This is a genomic window from Zoogloea sp. GW822-FHT05C07 (genome assembly GCF_058800215.1).
The window spans coordinates 1,333,435-1,357,430 of sequence record NZ_CM179510.1 but is presented as its reverse complement, the minus strand read 5'-3'; the positions used below and the strand labels follow the sequence as shown (position 1 = coordinate 1,357,430).

The 23,996-nt window shown below is 67.8% G+C and carries 26 protein-coding genes; 23 read left to right on the top strand and 3 right to left on the bottom strand.

What is annotated here, in order from left to right:
• Positions 1-5: 5 nt before the first annotated feature.
• Both AC3QL2_RS06500 and AC3QL2_RS06495 read right to left on the bottom strand, forming a co-directional pair.
• Positions 6-347: a hypothetical protein gene (locus tag AC3QL2_RS06500; RefSeq protein WP_493231714.1), complete on the bottom strand. Its 342-nt coding sequence runs from the start codon at positions 345-347 to the stop codon at positions 6-8.
• A 175-nt stretch (positions 348-522) separates the two neighbouring features.
• Entirely contained in the window at positions 523-1,020 is a 498-nt protein-coding gene (locus AC3QL2_RS06495; protein WP_493231716.1) for a GNAT family N-acetyltransferase, read from the bottom strand.
• 284 nt (positions 1,021-1,304) lie between these two features.
• Here AC3QL2_RS06495 and AC3QL2_RS06490 point away from each other — a divergent pair, with 284 nt between their 5' ends.
• The 4 genes from AC3QL2_RS06490 to AC3QL2_RS06475 all read left to right on the top strand — a co-directional run bounded on the left by AC3QL2_RS06490 (position 1,305) and on the right by AC3QL2_RS06475 (position 5,337).
• Positions 1,305-2,396, top strand: coding sequence for a hydrogenase small subunit (locus AC3QL2_RS06490; RefSeq protein ID WP_481119550.1), 1,092 nt, complete (start codon positions 1,305-1,307; stop codon positions 2,394-2,396).
• Entirely contained in the window at positions 2,396-4,186 is a 1,791-nt protein-coding gene (locus AC3QL2_RS06485) for a nickel-dependent hydrogenase large subunit (RefSeq protein ID WP_079432600.1), read from the top strand. The genes AC3QL2_RS06490 and AC3QL2_RS06485 overlap by 1 nt, the downstream gene beginning before the upstream one ends.
• A gap of 72 nt (positions 4,187-4,258) precedes the next feature.
• Complete coding sequence (cybH, locus tag AC3QL2_RS06480; RefSeq protein ID WP_493231718.1) at positions 4,259-4,963, top strand: Ni/Fe-hydrogenase, b-type cytochrome subunit; 705 nt, start codon at positions 4,259-4,261, stop codon at positions 4,961-4,963.
• A 20-nt stretch (positions 4,964-4,983) separates the two neighbouring features.
• Positions 4,984-5,337, top strand: a complete 354-nt coding sequence (locus AC3QL2_RS06475) for a HigA family addiction module antitoxin (RefSeq protein WP_493231719.1) — start codon at positions 4,984-4,986, stop codon at positions 5,335-5,337.
• Here the strand turns inward: AC3QL2_RS06475 and AC3QL2_RS06470 are convergent.
• Positions 5,323-6,414: a hypothetical protein gene (locus AC3QL2_RS06470; RefSeq protein WP_493231721.1), complete on the bottom strand. Its 1,092-nt coding sequence runs from the start codon at positions 6,412-6,414 to the stop codon at positions 5,323-5,325. The genes AC3QL2_RS06475 and AC3QL2_RS06470 overlap by 15 nt on opposite strands.
• A 372-nt stretch (positions 6,415-6,786) precedes the next feature.
• Here AC3QL2_RS06470 and AC3QL2_RS06465 point away from each other — a divergent pair, with 372 nt between their 5' ends.
• From AC3QL2_RS06465 to AC3QL2_RS06375, 19 genes are all read left to right on the top strand, one after another.
• The gene (locus tag AC3QL2_RS06465) at positions 6,787-7,398 is read left to right on the top strand and encodes a HyaD/HybD family hydrogenase maturation endopeptidase (protein ID WP_493231722.1); all 612 of its coding nucleotides are present in this window, start codon (positions 6,787-6,789) and stop codon (positions 7,396-7,398) included.
• Positions 7,399-7,401: 3 nt separating this feature from the next.
• Positions 7,402-7,707: a HypC/HybG/HupF family hydrogenase formation chaperone gene (locus AC3QL2_RS06460; protein WP_493231724.1), complete on the top strand. Its 306-nt coding sequence runs from the start codon at positions 7,402-7,404 to the stop codon at positions 7,705-7,707.
• Positions 7,704-8,156, top strand: a complete 453-nt coding sequence (locus AC3QL2_RS06455) for a thioredoxin domain-containing protein (protein WP_493231726.1) — start codon at positions 7,704-7,706, stop codon at positions 8,154-8,156. The genes AC3QL2_RS06460 and AC3QL2_RS06455 overlap by 4 nt, the downstream gene beginning before the upstream one ends.
• Positions 8,153-9,004, top strand: coding sequence for a hydrogenase expression/formation protein (locus AC3QL2_RS06450; RefSeq protein ID WP_493231728.1), 852 nt, complete (start codon positions 8,153-8,155; stop codon positions 9,002-9,004). The genes AC3QL2_RS06455 and AC3QL2_RS06450 overlap by 4 nt, the downstream gene beginning before the upstream one ends.
• 2 nt (positions 9,005-9,006) lie before the next feature.
• On the top strand, positions 9,007-9,219 hold the full coding sequence (locus AC3QL2_RS06445) for a rubredoxin (protein ID WP_374481889.1): 213 nt from the start codon (positions 9,007-9,009) through the stop codon (positions 9,217-9,219).
• The gene (gene hybE / locus AC3QL2_RS06440) at positions 9,212-9,703 is read left to right on the top strand and encodes a [NiFe]-hydrogenase assembly chaperone HybE (RefSeq protein ID WP_493231729.1); all 492 of its coding nucleotides are present in this window, start codon (positions 9,212-9,214) and stop codon (positions 9,701-9,703) included. Before AC3QL2_RS06445 ends, hybE begins: the two co-directional genes overlap by 8 nt.
• A gap of 16 nt (positions 9,704-9,719) precedes the next feature.
• Positions 9,720-10,559 carry a hypothetical protein gene (locus AC3QL2_RS06435; protein ID WP_493231731.1) on the top strand — a complete coding sequence of 280 codons (840 nt, stop codon included), beginning with the start codon at positions 9,720-9,722 and terminating at the stop codon, positions 10,557-10,559.
• The gene (gene hypA / locus AC3QL2_RS06430; protein WP_493231733.1) at positions 10,552-10,893 is read left to right on the top strand and encodes a hydrogenase maturation nickel metallochaperone HypA; all 342 of its coding nucleotides are present in this window, start codon (positions 10,552-10,554) and stop codon (positions 10,891-10,893) included. The genes AC3QL2_RS06435 and hypA overlap by 8 nt, the downstream gene beginning before the upstream one ends.
• Positions 10,894-10,907: 14 nt before the next feature.
• Positions 10,908-11,960: a hydrogenase nickel incorporation protein HypB gene (hypB, locus tag AC3QL2_RS06425; protein WP_493231734.1), complete on the top strand. Its 1,053-nt coding sequence runs from the start codon at positions 10,908-10,910 to the stop codon at positions 11,958-11,960.
• A 7-nt stretch (positions 11,961-11,967) separates the two neighbouring features.
• The gene (gene hypF, locus AC3QL2_RS06420) at positions 11,968-14,346 is read left to right on the top strand and encodes a carbamoyltransferase HypF (RefSeq protein ID WP_493231736.1); all 2,379 of its coding nucleotides are present in this window, start codon (positions 11,968-11,970) and stop codon (positions 14,344-14,346) included.
• Positions 14,347-14,382: 36 nt separating this feature from the next.
• On the top strand, positions 14,383-14,625 hold the full coding sequence (locus AC3QL2_RS06415) for a HypC/HybG/HupF family hydrogenase formation chaperone (RefSeq protein ID WP_493231737.1): 243 nt from the start codon (positions 14,383-14,385) through the stop codon (positions 14,623-14,625).
• Positions 14,622-15,761, top strand: coding sequence for a hydrogenase formation protein HypD (gene hypD / locus AC3QL2_RS06410; protein WP_493231739.1), 1,140 nt, complete (start codon positions 14,622-14,624; stop codon positions 15,759-15,761). Before AC3QL2_RS06415 ends, hypD begins: the two co-directional genes overlap by 4 nt.
• A gap of 160 nt (positions 15,762-15,921) precedes the next feature.
• Entirely contained in the window at positions 15,922-17,952 is a 2,031-nt protein-coding gene (locus AC3QL2_RS06405) for a methyl-accepting chemotaxis protein (RefSeq protein ID WP_493231741.1), read from the top strand.
• A 96-nt stretch (positions 17,953-18,048) separates the two neighbouring features.
• A complete protein-coding gene (locus tag AC3QL2_RS06400) occupies positions 18,049-18,405 on the top strand; it encodes a hypothetical protein (RefSeq protein WP_493231742.1) in 357 nt (118 codons plus the stop codon).
• A 1-nt stretch (position 18,406) separates the two neighbouring features.
• Positions 18,407-19,453: a hydrogenase expression/formation protein HypE gene (gene hypE / locus AC3QL2_RS06395; protein ID WP_493231743.1), complete on the top strand. Its 1,047-nt coding sequence runs from the start codon at positions 18,407-18,409 to the stop codon at positions 19,451-19,453.
• A gap of 20 nt (positions 19,454-19,473) precedes the next feature.
• Complete coding sequence (hmuQ, locus tag AC3QL2_RS06390; RefSeq protein ID WP_079432619.1) at positions 19,474-19,776, top strand: heme-degrading protein HmuQ; 303 nt, start codon at positions 19,474-19,476, stop codon at positions 19,774-19,776.
• 3 nt (positions 19,777-19,779) lie between these two features.
• Complete coding sequence (locus AC3QL2_RS06385; protein WP_493231745.1) at positions 19,780-21,510, top strand: enoyl-CoA hydratase-related protein; 1,731 nt, start codon at positions 19,780-19,782, stop codon at positions 21,508-21,510.
• Entirely contained in the window at positions 21,507-23,003 is a 1,497-nt protein-coding gene (locus AC3QL2_RS06380; protein WP_079432621.1) for a sigma-54-dependent transcriptional regulator, read from the top strand. Before AC3QL2_RS06385 ends, AC3QL2_RS06380 begins: the two co-directional genes overlap by 4 nt.
• Positions 23,000-23,995 carry an NADH-quinone oxidoreductase subunit B family protein gene (locus tag AC3QL2_RS06375; protein WP_493231747.1) on the top strand — a complete coding sequence of 332 codons (996 nt, stop codon included), beginning with the start codon at positions 23,000-23,002 and terminating at the stop codon, positions 23,993-23,995. The genes AC3QL2_RS06380 and AC3QL2_RS06375 overlap by 4 nt, the downstream gene beginning before the upstream one ends.
• The last annotated feature ends 1 nt before the right edge of the window (position 23,996 follow it).

Genomic DNA, 23,996 nt, shown 5'->3' with positions numbered 1-23,996 from the left:
AACCCTTACTGGCCGATCTGGCGGCTGACCGCGTTTTCCTGCTGGTTCAGGGTCCGCTGTTCGCGCTTGGTGATATGGCCTCCGTTCTGGCTGGCCATCATGCGCTCCTCGCGGCGGATCTGCCGGTCTTCCCTGTGCAGGGCAGCGGCCTGCTTGCCACTGATCTCCCCTTCCTTCACTTCCTGATTGATGCGGTGATTCTGGTTCGCCAGCCGGCCATTCACTTCGGCGCGACGGGGATGCGTCTTGGCCCACTGACCATCGGCCGCAAAAGTGTTGCCTATGACAACGGAAGCCATGGCGGACACGACGAGGGCGGAAAACAGGTTGCGATGCTGCTTGGTCATGATGATCTCCTCCGCAGGAAAGGGGCTTTCAATTGGAGCAGGCGCGAATCGTCCTGCCTGCGAACACTAACGTTCTGGCCTGACGCCTGTTTGACATCGAAAATGTAAGCAAGCGGCCTCATTTGCAAGCACGTGTTGCGCGGGCCGCCTCTGCCTCTTTCAAGCCGGTGCGGATTCAGAGCTTCTTTTCCATGAACAGGGCCTGGCCCATGGCCGGGTCGAGCTGGTAGCCCGCGAAGCCGCTGTTCAGGTAGGCCTGGCGGGCGCCGGCATTGCCTTCGAGCACCTCGAGGGTCAGCTTGCAGCAGCCCCGTTGCCGCGCCACCTGTTCGGCGTGGGCCAGCAGGGCCGTGGCGATGCCGCGGCGGCGGAAGTCTTCATGCACGATGATGTCGTGCACATTCAACAGCGGTTTGCCGGCGAAGGTGGAGAAGCCCTCCACGCAGTTGATCAGCCCTGCGGCCTGCCGCTCCTCCTTCTTGTTCCAGTAGGCAATGAAGCTCAGCACGGTCGGGCGGCGGCGCAGTTCGTCCGGCAGGCGCGTGCGCAGCGTGTCGCTCATGGCCTGGCCGCTGCCGGTCGGGCCACGCATGTAGTGGTCGAGCAGGACGAGGAAGTCGTCGCGCTGGGCTGCGTCGTCGAAGTCGACGGGCTGGATGGAAAGGTCGCTCATCGTAGGGATCGGAAAACTCGGGTTTATGTCGTTTGATTGGTTTGGAAGTGGACGTATGGTTTCCGTTTGACCGGTCAGTCGATTACCAGTCTCCCGGCGCTATTGGCGCGACGGCCTGTCGTGAATTGATAAAGCCTTGTCGGATAAGGGTTTTTGAAGCGTTCCGAAATTGGGCACGCTTTTTGTTAAATCCCCTCTCGCCATGTGCGACCGTGCCGGCCCGCTTGCGTCGCAATAGATCAGAACATATCCGGGCCCGATGTTCCACCAGGGGGTTGGTATCCATGACTGAAACGTTCTACGAAGTGCTGCGGCGGCAAGGCATCACGCGCCGCAGCTTCATGAAATTCTGCAGCCTGACGGCCACCTCGCTGGGCCTCGGCAGCGCTTTCGTACCCAAGATCGCCCACGCGCTGGAAAACAAGCCGCGCACGCCGGTGATCTGGCTGCACGGTCTGGAGTGCACCTGCTGCTCGGAGTCCTTCATCCGCTCGGCCCATCCGCTGACCAAGGACGTGGTGCTGTCGATGCTGTCCCTCGATTACGACGACACGCTGATGGCGGCTGCCGGCCACCAGGCCGAGGCGATCATCGAAGAGGTCAAGAAGAAGTACAAGGGCAACTACATCGTTGCCGTCGAAGGCAATCCGCCGCTCAACGAAGATGGCATGTTCTGCATCCACGGCGGCCGTCCCTTCGTGGAAGTGCTGAAGGAAACCTGTGCCGACGCCAAGGCCATCATCAGCTGGGGTGCCTGCGCGTCCTACGGCTGCGTGCAGGCCGCCAAGCCGAACCCGACCCGCGCGACGCCGGTGCACAAAGTGATCACCGACAAGCCCATCGTGCGCGTGCCCGGTTGCCCGCCGATCGCCGAGGTGATGACCGGCGTCGTCACCTACATGCTGACCTTCGACAAGATTCCCGAGCTGGATCGCCAGGGCCGCCCGAAGATGTTCTACGGCCAGCGCATTCACGACAAGTGCTACCGTCGTCCTCACTTCGACGCCGGCCAGTTCGTCGAGAACTGGGACGACGACGCGGCGCGCAAGGGCTATTGCCTTTACAAGATGGGCTGCAAGGGCCCGACCACCTACAACGCCTGCTCGTCGATGCGCTGGAACGGCGGCGTCAGTTGGCCGGTGCAGTCCGGCCACGGCTGCATCGGCTGCTCGGAAGACGGCTTCTGGGACAAGGGCAGCTTCTACGACCGCGTCACCGACATCAAGCAGTTCGCCATCGAAGGCAATGCCGACAAGGTCGGCGGCACGGCGGCCGGCGTGGTCGGTGCGGCGGTTGCCGCCCATGCCGCGGTGACGGCGCTGGCGCGGGCCCGCAGCGACAAGCAGGGCGACAACCAGAATTCGGGAGATAAATAATGACTGTGCTTGAAACCCAGGGCTTCAAGCTCGATAACTCCGGCAAGCGCGTGGTGGTCGATCCGGTGTGCCGGATCGAGGGCCACATGCGTGTCGAGGTGAACATCGACGACAAGAACGTGATCCGCAACGCGGTGTCCACCGGCACCATGTGGCGCGGGCTGGAGGTGATCCTGAAGGGCCGCGACCCGCGCGATGCGTGGGCCTTCACCGAGCGGATCTGTGGCGTGTGCACCGGCACCCATGCGCTGACGTCCGTGCGCGCGGTGGAAGATGCCTTGGCGATCCAGATCCCGGAGAACGCCAACATCATCCGCAACCTGATGCAGCTGAACCTGTACATCCACGACCACCTGGTGCACTTCTATCATCTGCACGCGCTGGACTGGGTGGACGTGGTGTCGGCGCTGAAGGCCGATCCGAAGAAGACCTCCGAACTGGCCCAGAGCATTTCCAGCTGGCCGCTGTCCTCGCCGGGCTATTTCCGCGACGTGCAGAACCGCTTGAAGAAGTTCGTCGAATCCGGCCAGCTCGGCCCCTTCATGAACGGCTACTGGGGCAACCCGGCCTACAAGCTGCCGCCCGAAGCCAACCTGATGGCGGTCACTCACTACCTGGAAGCGCTGGATTTCCAGAAGGACATCGTCAAGGTCCACACCATCTTCGGCGGCAAGAACCCGCACCCGAACTGGCTGGTCGGCGGCGTGCCCTGCGCCATCAACCTGGAAGGCACCGGCGCGGTCGGGGCGATCAACATGGAGCGCCTGAACCTGGTCAGCTCCATCATCGACCGCTGCATCGACTTCATCGACAACGTCTACATCCCTGACCTGAAGGCCATCGCCAGCTTCTACAAGGACTGGACCTACGGCGGCGGCATCTCGTCCCAGGCGCTGCTGTCCTACGGCGACATCCCGGACAAGGCCAACGATTACTCCGCGTCCAGCCTGCTGCTGCCGCGCGGCGCGATCATCGGCGGCGATCTGACCAAGATCCACGAGGTGGACCTGAAGGACCCGGAACAGATCCAGGAATTCGTCGCCCACAGCTGGTACAAGTACGCCGACGAGTCCAAGGGGCTGCATCCCTTCGATGGCGTCACCGAGCCGCACTTCGAGCTCGGCAAGAACACCAAGGGTACCAAGACCCGGATCGAGAGCCTCGACGAAGCGGGCAAGTATTCGTGGATCAAGGCGCCGCGCTGGCGCGGCAACGCGATGGAAGTGGGCCCGCTGGCCCGCTACGTGATCGGCTACGTGCAGAAGAACCCGGAGTTCAAGGAACCCGTCGACAAGCTGCTGTCCGACCTCGGCCTGCCGCTGCAGGCGATCTTCTCGACCCTCGGCCGTACCGCCGCGCGGGGCCTGGAGGCCTCGTGGGCGGCGCACAAGTCGCGCTACTTCTTCGACAAGCTGATCGCCAACCTGAAGGCCGGTGACCTCAATACCGCCAACATCGACAAGTGGGAGCCGAGCAAGTGGCCGGCCGAAACCAAGGGTGCCGGCTTCACCGAGGCGCCGCGCGGCGCGCTGGGGCACTGGATCAAGATCAAGGACGGCCGTATCGACAACTACCAGGCCGTGGTGCCGACCACCTGGAACGGCGGTCCGCGCGACGACAAGGGGCAGATCGGCGCCTTCGAGGCCTCGCTGATGAACACCCCGGTGGCCAAGCCCGACGAGCCGCTGGAGATCCTGCGCACGCTGCATTCCTTCGATCCCTGCCTGGCCTGCTCCACCCACGTGATGGCGCCGGACGGACAGGAAATGGCATCGGTCAAGGTTCGCTGAGGAGGCAATGATGACCCCCATGCTCACTTCGTTTGCCAGGCCCTGCGGGGCCGCCTGTCGGGAGGGCTGATCATGTTGTCACAACAGGACATGCTGGAAGCCGAGAGGCACGGCCGGCAGGTACGCTCGATCTACGTGTATGAAGCCCCGGTGCGCCTGTGGCACTGGATCAACGCGCTGGCGATGGTGGTGCTGGCGGTCAGCGGCTACTTCATCGGCAAGCCGCTGCCGACGCTGCCTGGCGAGGCGTCCGACAACTTCCTGATGGGCTACATCCGCTTCGCCCATTTCGCTGCAGCCTACATCTTCGCGGTAGGGCTGGTCGGGCGGGTGTATTGGGCTTTCGTCGGCAACCACCATTCGCGCCAGATCTTCAAGCTGCCGATCTTCAACGGCCACTGGTGGAGCGAAGTGTTCTTCGAGCTGCGCTGGTATCTGTTCCTCGAGAAGCAGCCGAAGAAATACGTCGGTCACAACCCGATGGCGCAGCTGATGATGTTCTTCTTTTTCACCGTGCTGGCCTTCGGCATGCTGTGCACCGGCTTCGCGCTGTATGGCGAGGGCCTGGGTCTCGGCTCCTGGGCCGACCGTCTGTTCGGCTGGGTGATCCCGCTGCTCGGCGGCTCGATGCAGACCCACAGCCTGCACCGGCTGGGCATGTGGATCATGATGAGCTTCGCCGTCGTGCATGTGTATGCGGCGATCCGTGAAGACATCATGAGCCGCCAGAGCCTGATCTCGACGATGGTGTCGGGCTGGCGGATGTTCAAGGACTGAGTGTTGCGCACTACCGCGCAATGACCCGCAAGGTCTCCCTCCCCGGGCCGGACCGTCCCTGGAAACAGGGCGTTCCGGCCTTTCTGCGTCTACGCCCGGGAAGGCGCCCGCTGCATCCGGGCTTCTTTCTGGAGAGCCGTTTCCTGGTGCCCCTGGGCATCACCCAGGATGCGCTGGCGAAGGCGCTGGGGATCTCCCGGCGCCGGGTCAATGAGCTGGTGCGCGGCAAGCGTGCCGTGACGCCGGATACGGCGGTACGGCTGGCGCTGCTGTTTCAGCTGGAGCCGGCTTTCTGGCTGGGGTTGCAGTTGCAGTGGGACTTGTATCGGGAGTGCCGGGCCGTGGGCGGCCCGGATCGCTCAGGGGATCAGTGACAGCATGTGAATGATGCCGGCGGAGCACAGCGTCAATAGCAGCACTGCGCTGATTCCGGCGGCTGCCAGTGGGGCATAGCTGACATTGGAGAAGTGGCGCCCGCAGTTGCGGCAGCGGAAATACTCGCTGAACTGGATGCCGGCGATCCGACGCGGCTTGATCCGGGAAATGCGTATGTCGGTGCTGCCGCAGTGGACGCAGGTCGGCGTCGTCGGTGTCCAGAACGAGGTGCGGCGTGCCGGGCGGTGGCGGTCCTCAGTGCGGAGCGCATGCGCTTTGGCCTTGACTGCTGGTGAGGCGGGTGGGCGCCCCGTGTCGTTCTCCGGCGTCGTGCTGTCGGGTTCGGCCTCGTCGTCGTTTTGCTTGGCGGATCGTCGGCTACGGTGCAGGTGGAAGGCCAGGGCGCTTGCCACCAATGTCAGTGCGATGATCAGCCCGGTCTTCAGGTGGGGCAGGATGCCCAGATACAGGCTCTTCAGGTCCTGCAAGCTCCAGGACGAGTCGTCCGCCGCCGCAGGCGTGCTGGACGACGTGGTGGACTCGCCGCTCTGGTTCTTGAGTTCTTTCAGTTTTTCGTGGCCATGCCAGGCGGCATCGGCGGGCCCCATGCCGGCCCGGGTCAGCAGCACTGCATCATCGAAGGCAAAGCCGGCCTCCCACCAGGCCAGGCGGTCGCGCGGGGTAAAGCCCTCGCGTTTCCATTGGGCCGGATCGGACTGGTCCAGGTCCGCCATCAGCGTGCGGTTGTTCTTGGTCGAGTCACGCCATTCGGCCGCTTCGTCCGGATCGAACCCCTTGTCCGACCAGGTGCGGGCCACCAGCGGTGGAAAGCCGGCGTGCTTCCAGGCGAGGGCGTCCTGCGGCTTGAACGCGTAGTTTTCCCACTCCCGGGCTTCCGCCGGCCTCATGCCGGTATCTTCCCAGCGGGAGATCTTGCGGGGGGCCGACTGTGCGTCCCCCTCCGTCTCCGCGGCGGCGGTACTCGCTGGTTTCTCGGGGTTGTCTTCCGCCGGCCAGGCCAGCGGTGCAGCCGTCAGGAGGGCAAGGGCGGTGAGGCTGGGGAGGATCTTCTTCATGGGCTCAAGACAATAAACCACTCCGTTCGGGAGTGCAGCGCAAATTCCGTTGCAATGCGGAAAAATTCCTCCTGTGTTGCCCGTGATATGTCTTTGAAATATATGCATGGCAGCGCGTGATGTCGGGCGGGACTGCCGGGCAGGGGGTGGTATGCGAATGGTCTTTTTTTGTGTTCTTTGGTGGAAGGATGTGTTTCTATTTTTTGTTTGTTTGGAATGATGGTATCCGCCCTGCGTCGCAGGGGGCATTTGCGCCCGCTCGGATTGGGCCAGGCAGGCCTTGCGGACACGCTTTCCGGCGACGAATCCGGCTGAGCCCAAGTCCGGCACGGAACTTGATTGTGTAACCTATCCCGTTACAAAGGCGTGTTCATGACTTCCGTGCCGCGAATTCTCGTTTTGGGTATCGGCAATCTCCTGTGGGCCGACGAAGGCTTCGGCGTGCGTTGTGTGGAGGCACTGGCCGAACGCTATGCGTTGCCGGACAACGTCACCGCGATGGACGGCGGTACCCAGGGCCTGTACCTGTTGCCCTATGTGGAGGAGGCGCAGCGCCTGCTGGTCTTCGATGCTGTGGATTATGGCGATGCGCCGGGCACGCTGCGCATCGTCACCGGCAGTGAGGTGCCGCGCTTCATGGGTGCGAAAAAGATGAGTCTGCACCAGACTGGTTTCCAGGAGGTGCTGGCGTCTGCCGAGTTGCTCGGCCGCCTGCCCGAAGAACTGGTGCTGATCGGTTGTCAGCCGGTTGAGCTGGAGGATTTCGGCGGCAGCCTGCGCGATGCGGTGAAGGCGCAGATCGAGCCGGCGCTGGCGGTAGCCGGCGAATGGCTGGCCCGCTGGGGCTCGCCGCTGGCCCCGCGCGAAGGTGCCGGGCCGCGCCTCAACGAAGGCAGCCTGGAAATGGCCAATTACGAGTCCGGCCGCCCCAGCGAGCAGGAGGCCTGCCGCTTCGGCGATGCGCGCTTCCTGCAGGAGGGCTGAGCCGTGTGCCTCGGCGTACCGTATCGCGTTATCGAATCCGCCGGCTGGATGGCCCGCTGCGACGGGCCGGACGGCGAGCAGCACATCGACCTGTCGCTGGTCGGCGAACAGCCGCCCGGCGCCTGGCTGCTGACCTTTCTCGGCGCCGCGCGGGAGGTGATCGACGCCGACCGGGCCGCCGCCATCAACAACGCGCTGGCAGCGCTCGATGCGGCAATGGCCGGCGACCATGCGCGCATCGATGCGCTGTTCGCCGACCTGGTCGATCGCGAACCGAGCCTGCCCGATCACTTGAAGGATCTTTCATGAGCGTTCAATTCGCGCCGCCCCAGTCGTCCCTCGACAAGCTGGACGCGGCCCTCAAGCGCCTGGCCGAGCGCCACGGCTTCGAGCGCGTCGCCGACGCGGCCGCCTTCGACGCCGGCGCGGGGCTGGCCGTGCTGCTGCTGACCGACGACCCCCAGCGCAGCCCCGAATCCCTCGACGTCATCGTCGTGCTGCCCGAGGCGTTGCAGGCCCTCGGCCTGCCGGCGCGGCGCTTCGCCGCCGATGCGCAGGTGAGCCCGCAGCTCGCCAAGCGGTTTGGCGCCAGCCGTTTCCCGAGCGTCGTCGTGCTGCGCGACGGCGCTTACCTGGGCGCCTTCAGCGGCATCCTCGACTGGGGCCCCTTCGTCGGCGAGCTGCAAGGCCTGGCTGCCGCCGCCCCCAGCCGTCCCCCGATTTCCGTTGCTGTCCAGGACGCCAGGAGCTGTTCATGAAACCCTTCCCGATTCCCGTCGTACCCGTCGGCCCCGGTTCGCAGACCGACGAAGCGCCCGACTACCTGGCCATGCCGAGCGGCATGAACACCTTCCAGGCGCCGCGCCTGCCGGAGGCCGCCAGCGCCGCCGACATCGCGCGGGCGGCGGAGGTGCTCGAAGGCCTGCTGGCGGTGATGCGCAACCAGCCCATCGACGCCGCCCAGCCGGCGACGGCGCTGCTCGACGATGAGTCGGCCGGCGTCCGCGAAGTTCTGACCCAGTCCCTCGGCTTTGGCGAGGTGTCGGCCTTCACGCTGGCGCCGAGCCGCGTGCGCGTGCAGGAAACCGCCTTCGCCGCGCTGTGGCGCGTGCTGGAGGAGGGCGTCGATGGGCAAATCGTCGCCGACCGCCTCTTCGCCGGTCCGGTGCCGGTCGAGCTGTACGCGGCGATGCGCGCCACCACGCTGCCCGAGCTGAGCCTGCCGCCGCTGCTGCCCAACATGATGAACGGCGAGGCGCTGCTTGCCGAAGTCCAGCAGCAGGCCGCCCGCCATCAGTTCGGCAAGCCCGCCCACGTGATCAACCTGACCCTGCTGCCGGTCACCGAGACGGATCTGGACTACCTGTACGGCGCCCTCGGCCACCGGGAGGTGTCGATCCTGTCGCGCGGCTACGGCAACTGCCGCGTCACCAGCACGCGGCTCTCCAATGTGTGGTGGGTGCAGTACTTCAACAGCATGGACAGCCTGATCCTCAACACCATCGAGGTGGTGGACATGCCGGAGGTGGTGCTGGCAGCCGCCGAGGACTACGCGGACTCCATCGAACGCCTGGGCGAATACATCCTGATGCTGAAGGAGGGTTGAGCATGTTCGAGGGCTCCTTCCTCGGCGACGGCGCCAAGCTGGCCGATACCGACAAGCTGGAATGCGGCATCTGCTGGTCGGTCTACGATCCGGCCGAAGGCGACGAGCACTGGGGTATTCCGCCCGGCACGCCGTTCTCGCGGTTGCCGGAGCACTGGCGCTGCCCCACCTGCGATGCGCCGCAGCACAAGTTCATGGTGCTGAAGGATGACTGATCCGCTGGCCGCCGCCGGGCTGGTCGAGCGCATCGAGGCCTGCTACCGCGGCGTCGCCGCCGGAGCGATGGCCGACGTGCCGCTGTGCAACCCCGTGCTGTCCGTGCGGCTGCTGGGGCTGGCGGACTGGGAAGGCGTCCGCGTCGGAGTGCTGGTGATGCCGTGGGCGATCAACCTGCTGCTGCTGCCGGGCAGCACCCCGTGGCAGGTGGTGCCGGCGCTGTCCAAGCAGCACTGGCGTTTCCCGAGCGGCGATTACGAGTTCATCCACGCCGAGGATGTCGGCTTCGGGCCCTTCCAGGTGTGCTCGTTGTTCTCGCCGGCGCTGGAGTTCGATTCGATGGAGGCCGCCTGCGCGACGGCCCAGGCGGCCTTGTTGGCCCTGTTGCGCCCGCCGCTGGAGGCGTCCGTGGACGCGTCGGCGGTCGAGCCCATGTCGCGCCGGCGCTGGCTGTTCGGGCGCGGCAACGCGTCGGCGGCGTGAGGCGGGAGCATTACCGATGATGAATGGCCCCCTTGCCGGCGGGCTGCGCGTCAGCGCGCGCTGGGCGGATGGCTGTTTGCACGACTGGCGGGTCCATCTGCTCCGGCCACCGGTCGCCAAGGCCCTGGTCGGGCTTACGCCGGACGAGGCGCTGAGCCGCGTGCCGCTGTACTACAGCCTGTGCGCACAGGCCCAGCGGGAAGCCGGGCGCCTGGCCCTGCTGGCTGCCGGGTGGGCCACCGAGGAGCCGACGGAAAGCTGGCTGCTGTGGGCCGAGTGCCTGCACGAACACCTGTGGCGCCTGCTGCTCGACTGGCCGCGGCGTTTCGGCGCGGCGCCGCAGACGGCAGCCTTCGCGGCCTGGCGTGGCGCGCGCGGGCGGGGGCGGCAGGCCCTGGTGGCGGCCACCGCGCGGGTGGTCGACGAAACCCTGTGGGGCGGTGGCCGCGAAGGGGCGCTTGAGGCAGGGTTGAACCGCCTGGACGCCGAAGGGGCGCCGGCGATCCGCGCCGGGCTCGAAGCCCGTTTGCTGGCGGTGCACGCGGCGCTGGAATCCCTGGCGGCGGACGACGTCTATCCCTACGGCAGCACCGGCCGGCCGGCGGCCGGGCACGGCGAGGCGTGGATCCATACGGCCCGTGGTGCGCTGCGCCACGAACTGCGGTTGGACGGGGGCCGCGTTGCCGCCTGGCGTGTGGAGGCGCCGACGGATCGCAATTTCATTGGCGAAACAGGTATCGTGAAGCTGCTACCCGCCGAGCTGACGACGCGGGCCGCGGCGCAGGAGGCGGTGGAGCGGGCGGTGCTGCTGCTCGACCCCTGCGTGGCGTATGAAGTGGAGATTGCGGATGCATGAAATGTCGCTGGCGGAAGGGATCCGCCAGATCGTCGAGGACGCCGGGCGCAGCCAGGGCTTCAATAGGGTGAAGACGGTGGTGCTGGAAATCGGTCAGCTGTCATCGGTGGAGCCGGACAGCCTGCGCTTCTGCTTCGACGTGGTGATGCAGGACAGCATCGCTGCCGGCGCGGCGCTGCAGATCGACAGCGTGCCCGGCAGCGGCTGGTGCATGCAGTGCGCCGAGACGGTGCCCGTCGCGGCGCTGTACGATCCGTGCCCGAAATGCGGCAGCTACCAGGTGCAGGCCACCGGCGGCACCGAGATGCGGGTCAAGGAACTAGAAATCGAATGAAGGTGGTTTGAGACATGTGCAATGTGTGCGGTTGCGGAACCGGAGAAACCCGCCTGGAGGGCGAAGCCCTCGATCACGAGCATGAACACGAGCACGTGCACGCCGACGGCAGCGTGCATCGCCATGCCCATCACCACGCGGACGAGCATGCGCACGGCCACACGCCCTACCAGTGGGTGCCGGCCGCGGCCCATGGGCACACCCACCGCCATGCCGACGGCTCTGTGCACAGCCACGACCACGCCCAGGAGGGCGAGCACATCCACGACCATGGCGACGGCAGCGTGCACTACGGCCACGGCCCGGCCGGCGCCCACGCGCCGGGCATGAGCCAGGCGCAGATGGTCAAGATCGAGCAGAACATCCTCGCCAAGAACGACGGCTACGCCGAGCGCAACCGCAGCTGGCTGGCCGACCGGGGCATCCTGGCGCTGAACCTGGTGTCCAGCCCGGGCTCCGGCAAGACCACGCTGCTGGTGCGCACCATCGAAGAGTTGAAGAGCAAGGTGCCGGTCGCCGTCGTCGAGGGCGACCAGCAGACCAGCTTTGACGCCGAGCGCATCCGCGCCACCGGCGCGCCCGCGCTGCAGATCAACACCGGCAAGGGCTGCCACCTGGACGCCCACATGGTCGGCCGCGCGCTGGAAAAACTGACTCCGCCGGAAGACAGCGTGCTGCTCGTCGAAAACGTCGGCAACCTGGTCTGCCCGGCTGCCTTCGACCTGGGTGAGGCCGCCAAGGTGGTGGTGCTGTCGGTGACGGAAGGGGAGGACAAGCCCCTCAAGTATCCGGACATGTTCGCCGCCGCGCGCTTGATGCTGGTGAACAAGATCGACCTGCTGCCCTACCTGAGCTTCGACGTGCACAAGGCCATCGACTTCGCGCGGCGGGTCAATCCCCGGCTCGAGGTGATTCAGGTGTCCGCCACCACTGGCGCCGGTTTTGCCGACTGGCTGGAATGGATCGACGCCCGTCGCGGCGAGGCCCGCGCCGGCCGTCAGCAGACCGTCGCCCAACTGCGCGCGCGCATCGCGGAGCTGGAAGCCCGGCTTGCCGCCAAGGGGTGACGCGCCGATGCTGATGATCGTCGATCCGACCTGCGTTGCCCGCCGCCTGCGCGTGCGTGGCGTCGTGCAGGGCGTGGGCTTCCGGCCCTTTGTTTACCGCTTCGCCCGCACGCTCGGGCTCACCGGCTGGGTGCGCAACGATGGCGCCGGCGTGGAAATTGAGATCCAGGGTGGTGAAGCCATCCTCGATGCCTTCACCCAGTGCCTGGCCAGCGAATCGCCGCCGCTGGCGCGGGTGGACTCCATCGAGCCGGAGGTGATCGCGCCTGATCTGGCGCGCACCGAGTTCATGATCCTGCCCAGCGCCGACAGCGCGGTGGCCACCGCCATCGGCCCGGACACGGCGATATGCCCGTCCTGTCTCGGCGAGCTGTTCGACCCGGACGACCGCCGCTGGCGCTACGCCTTCATCAACTGCACCAACTGCGGCCCGCGCTACACGATCACCCGCCACCTGCCCTACGACCGCGCCCACACCAGCATGGTGGCTTTTCCGCAGTGCCCGCACTGCGAGGCCGAGTACGCCTTTCCGGGCGACCGGCGTTTCCATGCCGAGCCCAACGCCTGCCCGATCTGCGGCCCCCATCTGAGCCTTTACGAACCTCACGGCGTGCGTGCGCTGGCCCGCGACCCGGTGGGCGAGACGCTGCGCCGCCTGCAACTCGGAGAGATCGTCGCGCTGAAGGGCCTGGGCGGTTTCCACCTGGCCTGCGACGCCGCCGACGGCGACGCGGTGACCCGCCTGCGGGTGCGCAAGCGCCGCCCGCACAAGCCGCTGGCGCTGATGTTCGCCAACCTGGCCAGCGTGAAGCGCTGGGCGCGGGTGTCGGAGGCGGAAGCTGCGGCGCTGGAAAGTCCCGAGCGGCCGATCGTGCTGCTGGAAAAGCTGCCGGGCTTCGACCGGATGTTCCCGGGCATCGCGCCGGGCCTCGATGAAGTCGGCGTGATGCTGCCCTACACGCCGCTGCAATACTTGATCTTCCACGACGCCGCCGGCCGACCGGCCGGCACCGCGTGGCTGGCCGACACGCAGCCGCTGGGCCTCCTGATGACCAGCGCCAACCCCCACGGGGAGCCGCTGGTGAAGGACAACGCCGAAGCCTTCGAACGCTTGGCCGACATCGCCGACGTGCTGCTGATGCACGACCGGGACATCGTCGTGCGCTGCGACGACTCGGTGCTGCGCCTGCGTCCGGATCTGCCGGCCGGGCCGCATGAAGCAGCAGGGGCTGGCATCCAGTTCATGCGCCGCGCGCGGGGCTTCACGCCGCTGTCCCTGCCACTGCCCGACGACGGCCCGGTGGTGTTGGCCTTCGGTGCCCACCTCAAGGCGACCCTGTGCCTGGCCCGCGGGCGTGAGGCCTTCCTGTCCCAGCACATCGGCGGCCTCGACAACCCGGCGGCCTGCGCGGCGCTGGACGAGGCGGCCGAACACCTGCAGTCCATCCTGTCGGTACAGCCGGCGGCGGTGGCCCATGACGCCCATCCCGATTACTACTCGACGCAGGCCGCGCTGGCGCTGGCCGAGCGCCTGGACATCCCGGCGATCCCGGTCCAGCACCACCACGCCCACCTGGCCGCGGTGTGCGCCGAGCATCGCCTTGAAGGGCCGGTGCTCGGCCTGGCCGCCGACGGCGTCGGTCTCGGTACCGACGGCATGCCTTGGGGCGGCGAACTGCTCTACGTGGATGGCGCCGAGTTCCGCCGCCTCGGCCACCTCAGCCCCTTGCCGCTGCCCGGCGGCGACCGCGCTGCGCGGGAGCCGTGGCGCATGGCCTGCGGCGTGCTGCACGCGCTGGGGCGGGGTGACGAGGCTGCGCGGCGTTTCCCCGAACAGGCCGGCGTCGAGCAGGTGCTGGTGATGCTGCAGAAGGGCACCCGCTGCCCGCCGACCACCAGCCTCGGCCGCTGGTTCGACGCGGCGGTCGGCCTGCTCGGCATCTGCGACACGATGACTTTCGAAGGCCAGGCGGCGATGCTGCTGGAGTCCCTCGCGCGAGCCTTCGGCGACTGCCTGGCGCTGCCCGGCAGCTACTACATCGACGAGCGCCCGGAGGCGGGCCTGTCGGTGCTCAATCTCTATCCGCTGCTCAATCACCTCGCCGATGAGGACGATGCGGCCCGCGGCGCGGCCCGCTTCCACGCCGGGCTCGTCGATGGCCTGGCCCAATGGCTCGGCAACGCGGCCCTCGCCACTGGCATCCGCCAGGTCGTGCTGTCCGGCGGCTGCCTGCACAACCGCCTGCTCGCCAGCGGTCTGCGCACGCGTCTGCAGGCCCGCGGGCTGAAGGTGTTCGAAGCCCAGCACGCGCCTCCCGGCGACGGCGGCGTGGCCCTCGGCCAGGCCTGGGTGGCCCGCGCGCAGCTGGCGCGGGGCGTGTGGTGAGCGCCGGGCTGCCCGGCAACAGGAAGGACTGAATTCATGTGTCTCGCAATTCCGACCCGTGTGGTCGAACTCCTGCCCGACGGCCAGGCCCTGGTGGACCTGGGCGGCGTGCGCAAGACGATTTCCCTCGAACTGGTGGACGACGTGCTGCCCGGTGACTACGTGATCGTCCACGTGGGCTACGCGCTGACCCGCCTCGACCCGGAAGAGGCCGAGCGCACGCTGGCGCTGATGCGGGAAGCCGGCATCGACGTGGCCGGCGAGGCGGCGTCCGCATGAAGTACGTGGACGAATTCCGCGACGGGGAGGTCGCCCGCGGCCTCGCCGAGGCCATTGCCCGCGAAGTGCGGCCGGACCGGCGTTACGCCTTCATGGAGTTCTGTGGCGGCCATACCCACGCGATCTCCCGCTACGGCGTGGCCGATCTGCTGCCGCCGCAGGTGCGCATGATCCACGGCCCTGGCTGCCCGGTGTGCGTGCTGCCCATCGGCCGCATCGACCAGGCCATCGGCCTGGCGCTCGAGCGTGGCGTCACCGTGTGCACCTACGGCGACACCCTGCGCGTACCGGCTTCCGGCGGCTTGTCGATGCTGCGCGCGCGGGCCAGGGGCGCCGACATCCGCATGATCTATTCGGCGGCGGACGCGCTGGCGCTGGCGCAGAAGGAGCCCCAGCGGCAGGTGGTGTTTTTCGCGATCGGCTTCGAGACCACCACGCCGCCCACCGCGCTGGTGATCCGTCAGGCGGCCCAGCTGGGCCTGAAGAATTTCAGCGTGCTGTGCTGCCACGTGCTGACGCCGTCGGCGATCACCGCGATCCTCGAATCACCGGAGGTGCGCGAACTTGGCACGGTGCCGCTGGACGGCTTCATCGGTCCGGCCCACGTCAGCACGGTGATCGGCAGCCGCCCGTATGCGCACTTTGCCGAGGAGTACCGCAAGCCGGTGGTGATCGCCGGCTTCGAGCCCCTCGACGTGATGCAGGCGATCCGCATGCTGGTGCGTCAGGTGAACGAGGGCCGGGCCGAAGTCGAGAACGAGTTCTCCCGCGCGGTTAGCGAGGACGGCAACCTGAAGGCCCAGGCCCTGGTGTCGGAAATCTTCGAGCTGCGCCGCGACTTCGAATGGCGCGGTCTTGGCACGGTGCCCTATTCGGCACTGCGCATCCGCGAGCGCTTTGCCGGCTTCGACGCCGAGGCGCGTTTCGGCCTGCGCTACCAGGGCGTGCCGGACCACAAGTCCTGCGAATGCGGGGCCATTCTGCGCGGGGTCAAGATGCCCCTCGACTGCAAGCTGTTCGGCACCGTGTGCACGCCGGAGACGCCGATGGGTTCGTGCATGGTGTCGTCCGAAGGGGCCTGCGCAGCCCACTACACCTACGGCCGCTTCCGCGACATCCCGGTTGTTGCTGCATGATGGAGCGCTTTTTCCAAGTCCTTGTGCCGAAAGGGAACAATGGCTTAAATCAGCCACGTTTGGTCAGTGATTTATTACCGAAAACAGGGTTAAATCTCGTCTCGTTGCGGCCGATAAGCCGCCATACGGTCCGTTCGAGGCCGAGCAAGGAGACAAGAAAATGAACCTGTTCAAAAGTCTGCGGGGAGCGCCGGCCCCGGGTGTCGTAACACTGCAATGCCGTGCGTCCGAGGTTGCCCAGCGCCTCGCGTCCGCATCCATCGCACCGACCTTCGTCGGCGGCTACGTGTCGCCCCACGTGGATATCGACCAGGTTGCCCGCGCCGTGACCACCCGTTTCCCGGGTGTGCCGGTGATGCTGTGTTCCACCGCCGGCGAGCTGTGCGGCGAGACCGACAACCTGTACTGCCATACCGGCGAGCACTGGGACCGGGTCGTGCTGCAGTGCTTCGACGCCTCGCTGATCGCCCGCGCCCAGCTGGTGGCCGTGCCGCTGGCCTGCGAGGACCTGCGCCGTGGCAAGGCCGAAGTGCCGGTGAAGGAGCGCCTGGCGCGCATCGCCCGCAACATCGAGGCGGTGCGCCTCGACATGGACATCGACTACCGGGACACGCTGGCCTATGTGCTGTTCGACGGCCTGTCGGCATCCGAGTCCTTCTTCATGGAGGCGCTCTACGATTCCGGGCGCTTCCCCTGTCTGTTCGTCGGCGGCTCGGCCGGCGGCAAGTTCGACTTCAAGAACACCTGGATCCACGACGGCACGCGCCGCCTGGAGAACCACGCGCTGATCGCCTTTCTGAAGGTGGCCAAGGGCACCCGCTTCGGCGTGCTGAAGAGCCAGAACTTCGTGCCGGACGGCCCGCGCTTCCCGGTCATCGGCGCCTCGCTGGAGCAGCGCTACGTCAGCCAGGTGATTGCCGCCGATGGCCGCATCGTGCCCTTCATCGACGCGCTGTGCGCCCATTTCCGCTGCGAGCCGGCCCAGCTGGAAGGCAAGCTGGCCGATTACTCCTTCGCGATCCAGGTCGGCAAGGAGATCTTCGTCCGCTCGGTGGTGAATGTGGACGTGGGCTCCGGCCGCGTGAATTTCTACTGTGACATCTCGCCGGGCGAGGAGCTGATGCTGGTCCGCCGGACTGGCCTGGTGCAGAGCACCGAGCAGGATTTCCGTAAGTTCATGGCCGGCAAGCCCGGCGCGCCGGTGGCCGGCATCCTCAACGACTGCATCCTGCGCCGCCTGTACAACGACAAGGAACTGTCCCGCGTCGGCAGCGCACTGCCGTGCAAGCAGATGGCCGGTTTCTCGACCTTCGGCGAGATCCTCGGCCTCAACCTGAACCAGACACTCACCGCGGTGTTCTTCTTCCGTGTGTCGGAAGGCACGCCCTTCCGCGACGACTACGTGGACAACTTCGTCGCCCACTACGGCGAGTTCAAGGCCTTCTTCCTGCGTCGCCAGAGCGCCAAGCTGACCGGCCTGTCACGGGTCATCGTCAAGCAGATCGCCGACTACCAGGCCGAAGCCTTTCACAGCCAGCTCGACCCGTCGAACTTCGACGACAACATCGCGCTGGTGGTGCACGGCCTCAACAGCCTCGGACAGACGCTGCAGTCGTCCCATTCCCTGCGCGACCAGATGGCGCACCAACTGGAGAGCTGCGCGGGCGACCTGTATTCCTCGGTGGGTGATTTGTCCGTCCACATCGACGAGCAGGAAAGGGTTGTGAATGCGGCTGGCGGCACGGTCAGCGAACTGACGCACCAGGCCGCCGACAGTGCCGACAGCGCGCGCAAGCTCGCCCAGGCCAGCGGCCGCATCCAGGGCGTCGTGGAGGTCATCCAGCAGATCGCCGATCAGACTAATTTGCTGGCCCTCAATGCGGCGATCGAGGCCGCGCGGGCCGGCGAGGCTGGGCGCGGCTTTGCGGTGGTGGCCGACGAGGTGCGCAAGCTGGCCGAGAAGTCCCGTGCCAGCGCCGGCGAGATCGGCACCGACATCTCCACGCTGGCCAGCGAGATCGGCCGCGTTGCGCAGGAGATCGAGCGCCAGGCCGGCGACGTGTCCAACCTGTCCGGCATGCTCACCGACATCCAGGCCTTCAGCGGCAAGACTTCCGAGACGGCCGACCACACCAAGGCGGTGGCCGACACCCTCAAACACCTGACCGAGAGCCAACTGAGCCGGGGCTGACCCGGCGGGCACGCCTGCGCGTGCCGTGCCGCTCGGCCCCGAACGACACGACACGCCCATGCTGCCCTGTGACCTCTCCACGCGCGGGGGCCGGCCATGTTGACCGGCGCCCTGCTCGGCATCGTCGAGGATGCCGCCCACGCGATCCTGACCCTCACCGACGGGGTCGATGACGCGACCCTGTTCTCCCTGCGCCTGACCCGCGACGAGGCGATCCGCCGCCTGATCGTCATCGCCGACTCCCTCGGCAATTTGCCCACCGACGCGGCCACCGCGCTGTCGTCCCTCGACCGGGACGGCTGGGCGCTGACCGCCCGCGGCCTCCTCAGCATCCAGCGCGACACGGTGGATGAGGCACTGGCCTTCGGCGTGCGCTCCCTGGTGCCGGCGCTGATACTCAACCTGCGCCGCTACCGCCGCAGCCATCCCGACCTGTTCGTGTTCAAGCCCTGATATGAAAAAAGCCTACGTCCGCCCCCTCGACCTGCGCCACGGCAGCGTGGACCTTTCCCATGGCGGCGGTGGCCGCGCGATGGTCCAGCTGATCAGCGACATCTTCGCCCGCGCCTTCGACAACGAATGGCTGCGCCGAGGCGACGACGGCGCCGTGCTGCCGGCGCCGGCCCCCGGCGAGCGCCTGGTAGTGGCCACCGACGCCCACGTGGTGTCGCCGCTGTTCTTCCCCGGCGGCGACATCGGCTGCCTGTGCGTGCACGGCACCATCAACGACGTGGCGGTGATGGGCGCCCGCCCGCTGTACCTGGCCGCCAGCTTCGTGCTCGAAGAGGGCTTCCCGCTGGCCGAGCTGCAGCGCGTGGTGCTGAGCATGGCCGCGGCGGCCAGGGAGGCCGGCGTGCCGGTGGTCACCGGCGACACCAAGGTGGTCGAGAAAGGCAAGGGCGACGGCATCTTCATCACCACCACCGGCATCGGTGCGCTGCCGGCCGGGTGCGAGCTGTCCGGCGCCAACGCGCGGCCCGGCGACGCGGTGATCGTCTCCGGCACCCTCGGCGATCACGGCATGGCGATCATGGCCCAGCGCGAGAACCTGGCCTTCGATTCGGCGATCCGCTCCGACACCGCCGCGCTGCACGGCCTTGCCGCCGTGGCGATGGCCGCCGCGCCGGACCTGCGCCTGCTGCGCGACCCGACCCGCGGCGGCCTGGCCGCCACCCTCAACGAGATTGCCCAGCAGTCGGGCGTCGGCATCGTCCTCGACGAAGCGGCCATCCCGGTGGACCCGCAGGTCGCTGCCGCCTGCGAGTTCCTGGGCCTCGACCCGCTCAACATCGCCAACGAAGGTAAGTTGATCGCCGTCTGCCCGGCGGCGCAGGCCGACGGGCTGCTCGCCGCGCTGCGCGCCCATCCCCTTGGCGCGCGGGCGGCGAAGGTTGGCGAGGTGATCGCCGACGAGCACCGCTTCGTGCAGATGAAAACCGCCTTCGGCGGCCGCCGCATGGTGGACTGGCTGGCCGGCGAACAGCTGCCGCGGATTTGTTAACCCCTCAGGAGAGACCGACCATGTACATCGCCATGAACCGTTTCCGCATCGCCCCGGGCCGCGAGGCCGAGTTCATCGACATCTGGAAGCAGCGCGAATCGCACCTGGACGAGGTGCCGGGCTTCAAGGAGTTCCACCTGCTGCAGGGACCGACGACGCCGGAGTTCACGCTGTTCGCATCCCATTCGGTGTGGGAGTCGGCGGCCGCCTTCGAGGCCTGGACCCGCTCTGAGGCCTTCCGTAAGGCCCACGCCGGCGCCGGCACGAGCCGCGACATCTACCTGGGGCCGCCGCAGTTCGAGGGCTTCGAGGCCGTGCTGTAAATCGTGCGCATCCTGCTGCTGACCCACAGTTTCAACAGCCTGACCCAGCGCCTCTTCGAGGCGCTGGCGGTGCGCGGTCATGAACTATCGGTGGAGTTCGACATCGCCGACTCGGTCACCGACGAGGCGGTCGCGCTGTTCCAGCCGGACGTGCTGCTGGCGCCCTTCCTCAAGCGGGCTATTCCCGAGTCGCTGTGGTCGCGCCAGCTGTGCCTGATCGTCCATCCCGGCATTGTTGGCGACCGTGGCCCGTCGGCGCTGGACTGGGCGATCCAGTCCGGCGCGGTGGAGTGGGGCGTCACCGTGCTGCAGGCCGAGGCGGAGATGGACGCCGGCCCGGTGTGGGGCAGTGCGACCTTTCCGATGCGGCCGGCCAAGAAGTCCAGCCTGTATCGCAACGAAGTGACCGAAGCGGCGCTGGCCGCCGTGCTGGACGCCCTCGACCGCGTGGACGACTGGCGTGCCGGCCGCTGGCAGCCGCGTCGCGTGCAGCCTGGTGACGGCGATGTGCGGGGCGGCCTGCAGCCGCTGATGCGCCAGGCCGACCGCGCCATCGACTGGCAGCGCGACAGCAGCGCACAGATCCTCGCCCGCCTGCGCGCGGCGGACGGTTTTCCCGGCGTGGCGGACAGCCTGTTCGGCGTGCCCTGCCACCTGTTCGACGCCCATCCGGCACCCCTTGAGCCCGGCGCCACGCCCGGTGCGCTGCTGGCCCGGCGGGACGGCGCGGTGCTGCGCGCCACAGTGGACGGAGCGGTGTGGATCGGCCATGTGAAGCGCGGCGACCGGCCGGATGCGATCAAGCTGCCGGCCACCATCGCCTTCGCCGCCGAGGCCGCCGGCCTGCCCGAGCGACCCGGCGAGCTGTGGCGCGCCGCCGACGACGACGGTGCCGAGTTGCGCTACCGGGAGGAGGCGGGTGGGGCGGTCGGTGTGCTGTCCTTCGATTTCTACAACGGGGCGATGGCCACCGACCAGTGTCGGCGCCTGATCGCCGCCATCGACTTCGTCCGCAGCAGGCCGACCCGCGTGCTGGTGCTGGAGGGCGGGGCGGATTTCTGGTCCAACGGCATCCACCTCAACCGCATCGAGGCCGTGCAGCTGGACGGCGGTTCGGCGGCCGACGCATCGTGGGACAACATCAATGCGATGGACGACGTGTGCCTCGCGATCCTGCTGCTCACCGACCGCCTGACGGTGGCGGCCCTGCGCGGCAATGCCGGCGCCGGCGGCTGCTTCCTGGCGCTGGCCGCCGACCACGTGTGGGCGCGGGACGGGGTGATCCTCAGCCCGCACTACAAGAACATGGGCAACCTGTACGGCTCGGAATACTGGACCTACCTGCTGCCGCGGCGGGTGGGGGCGGACGGCGCCCGCGCAATCATGGCCGCGCGCCTGCCTCTTGGCGCGCCACGGGCGGTGGAGGGCGGGCTCATCGACGCCTGCTTCGGCACCGACCGGCCGGCCTTCGAGGCCGAGGTGCTGGCCCGCGCCACCGCGCTGGCCGACGCGCCGGACTACGCAGAGCGCCTCGCCGCCAAGCAGGCCCGCCGCGCCGCCGACGAGGCCGCCAAGCCGCTAGCTACCTACCGCGATGAAGAACTTGCCCACATGCGCCGCAACTTCTACGGCTTCGACCCCAGTTACCACGGCGCACGCTACCATTTCGTGATGAAAAGCCCCCAGTCCTGGACCCCCCGCCACCTCGCCCGCCACCGGGAGGTCGGCCGATGAATACTCCTTTCAAACCCGCTGCCCGCCTACCGGCGGTGCTGGTGGTGGATGACGAAGTCCGTTCCCAGGAAGCCTTGCGCCGCACCCTCGACGAGGAGTTCGAGGTATTCACCGCCTCGTCGGCGGAAGAGGCCGGCACCATCCTCGAACGGGAAGTCATCCAGGTGCTGCTGTGCGATCAGCGCATGCCGGGCGAGTCCGGCGTGGCCTTTCTGAAGCGCGTGCGCGAGCAGTGGCCGGACGTGGTGCGCATCATCATCTCCGGCTATACGGACTCCGAAGACATCATCGCCGGCATCAACGATGCGGGCATCTACCAGTACCTGCTCAAGCCCTGGCAGCCGGACCACCTGCTGATGGCGATCCGCAACGCCGCCGAGCTGCACCGCCTGCAGGCCGAGAACCAGCGCCTCAGCTTGGAGCTGCGCACCGCCGGGCCGGTGCTGAAGAAGCGCGTCGAGATGAAGTACGAGCGGGTCAAGCGCGAGTTCGGCCTCGACGGACTGACCCGTGCGCCGGGCAGCCCGCTCAACCCGGTCTGCGAGCTGATCGCCCAGGTGGCGCCGTTCGACCTGTCGGTGCTGATCTCCGGCGAGTCCGGCACCGGCAAGGAGATGATCGCGCGGGCGCTCCACTATCAGAGCAGCCGTGCCGACAAGGCCTTCGTCATCGAGAACTGCGGGGCGCTGCCCGATCAGCTGCTGGAGGCCGAATTGTTCGGCTACAAGCGCGGCGCCTTCACCGGCGCTTACGAGGACCGCATCGGCCTGTTCCAGCAGGCGGATGGCGGCACCCTGTTCCTCGACGAGATCGGTGAGACCTCGCCGGCCTTCCAGGTCAAGCTGCTGCGGGTGCTGCAGGAGGGCGAGTTCCGCCCGCTCGGCAGCACCCGCCCGGTGACGGTGGACGTGCGGGTCATCGCCGCCACCAACCGGGACCTGGAAACCGAGGTGCGGGAAGGGCGCTTCCGCGAGGATCTGTACTACCGGCTGGCCATCGTGCCGCTGCACGTGCCGCCATTGCGCGAACGGCCGATGGACATCCCGCTGCTCGCCGAGCGCCTGCTGGAGGCCAGCCGCAACGCCCTCGGCAAGGACAGCGAGGGCTTTACCCAGGAAGCCCTGAACTGCATGGCCGCCTACCGCTGGCCGGGCAATGTGCGGGAACTGCAGAACGCCATCCTGCGCATGCTGGCCCTGTCTTCCGAGCCGCGCCTGGGCGCCCACCTGCTGGCGCCGCGGGTGCTGCAGGCCGGCGCAGACGGCCGCGACGAGAGCCCCTACGACGGTGATCTGGAAGCGGTTGGCTTCAGCGGCACGCTGCAGGAGCGCGTCGATGCCCTCGAGGCTCGCGTGCTGAAGGAGACCCTGATCCGTTTGCGCTGGAACAAGACTCGCGCCGCCAACGAACTGGGCCTGTCCCGCGTCGGCTTGCGCGCCAAGCTGGCCCGTTTCGGGCTGGACGGCGGCGATAAGGCGGGGGACGCGGAGTGAAGCTGCTGTGGTTGCAGTCCGGCGGTTGCGGCGGCTGCACGATGTCGCTGCTGTGCTCCGGCTCGCGGGATCTGCCTGGCCTGCTGGCGTCGGCGGGCATCGAGCTGGCCTGGCATCCGTCCCTGTCGGAGGCGACCGGTGACGAGGTGCGCGCGCTGCTGGCCGATTTCGAGTCCGGCCGCGAGCCCCTCGACCTGCTATGCGTCGAAGGCTCCCTGCTCACCGGCCCCAACGGCAGCGGCCGCTTTCACATGCTGGCCGGCACCGGCCGGCCGATGATTGCCTGGGTGCGGGCGCTGGCGGCCCGCGCCCGCTACACGCTGGGCATCGGCACCTGCGCGGCCTATGGCGGGATCACCGCCGCCGGCAATAACCCGGCGGGGGCGATCGGCCTGCAGTACGACGGCCAGCATCCGGGCGGGCTGCTGGGCGTCGATTACCGCTCGGCCGCCGGTCTGCCGGTGATCAACGTGGCGGGCTGTCCGACCCATCCGGACTGGGTGGTGGACACGCTGCTGGCGCTGGCGCTGGGCCAGTTCGCCGCAGGCGACATGGACGCCCTCGGGCGGCCGCGCTTCTATGCCGACCAGCTGGTGCACCACGGCTGCACGCGCAACGAGTTTTACGAGTTCAAGGCCAGCGCCGAGAAACCCGGCGACCTGGGCTGCATGATGGAGCACATGGGTTGCAAGGGCACCCAGGCCCATGCCGACTGCAACATCCGCCCGTGGAACGGCGTCGGCTCGTGCACCAATGGTGGCTACCCATGCATCAGTTGCACCGAGCCCGGCTTCGAAGCGCCGGGCCACCCCTTTGCGCGCACGCCGAAGGTGGCTGGCATTCCGATCGGTTTGCCGTCGGACATGCCCAAGGCTTGGTTCGTCGCCCTGGCGGCCCTGTCGAAGTCGGCCACGCCGGCGCGGGTGCGCCATAACGCGGTGGCCGAGACACCGGTGGTGGCGCCGGCCATCCGCAAGACAGGACTCAAGTGAG